The organism is Flavobacterium sp. SH_e (assembly GCF_025717045.1).
Taxonomy (GTDB): domain Bacteria; phylum Bacteroidota; class Bacteroidia; order Flavobacteriales; family Flavobacteriaceae; genus Flavobacterium.
The window spans coordinates 1-494 of record NZ_JAOVZN010000021.1; the positions used below are offsets into that span (position 1 = coordinate 1).

The window sequence follows — 494 nt, forward strand, 5'->3', positions numbered from 1 at the left end:
TCCGGCAGGAAGGTTTGAAACTGAAGCAGTTGTTCCCACTTCTGCGTTAGCGCTGTTTTTCCAAGAATAGGCTACGGTTCCAACAGAGTTTGATACAGTCCCCGCAGTCACAGTTCCAGTGCTTGCTCCGTAGCATGAAGCATCTGTTTTAGAAGAAGCTCCCAAAGCTAAAGCTGCAGAAGGCTGTCCAACAGTCACAGAATTTGTCTGAGAAGAGCATGAATCCGTTACGGTTAAAGTATATGTTCCGGCAGGAAGGTTTGAAACTGAAGCAGTTGTTCCCACTTCTGCGTTAGCGCTGTTTTTCCAAGAATAGGCTACGGTTCCCACAGAGTTTGATACAGTCCCCGCAGTCACAGTTCCAGTGCTTGCTCCATAGCATGAAGCATCTGTTTTAGAAGAAGCGCCCAAAGCCAGAGCAGCAGAAGGCTGTCCGATTGTCACAGAATTTGTCTGAGAAGAGCATGAATCCGTTACGGTTAAAGTATATGTTC

General features: G+C 47.0%; 1 protein-coding gene. It reads right to left on the reverse strand.

Annotated features, from left to right (window positions below):
• Positions 1-494, reverse strand: a 494-nt coding sequence (locus tag OD917_RS22565) for a hypothetical protein (protein WP_263525622.1), incomplete at both ends; no start/stop codon positions are given.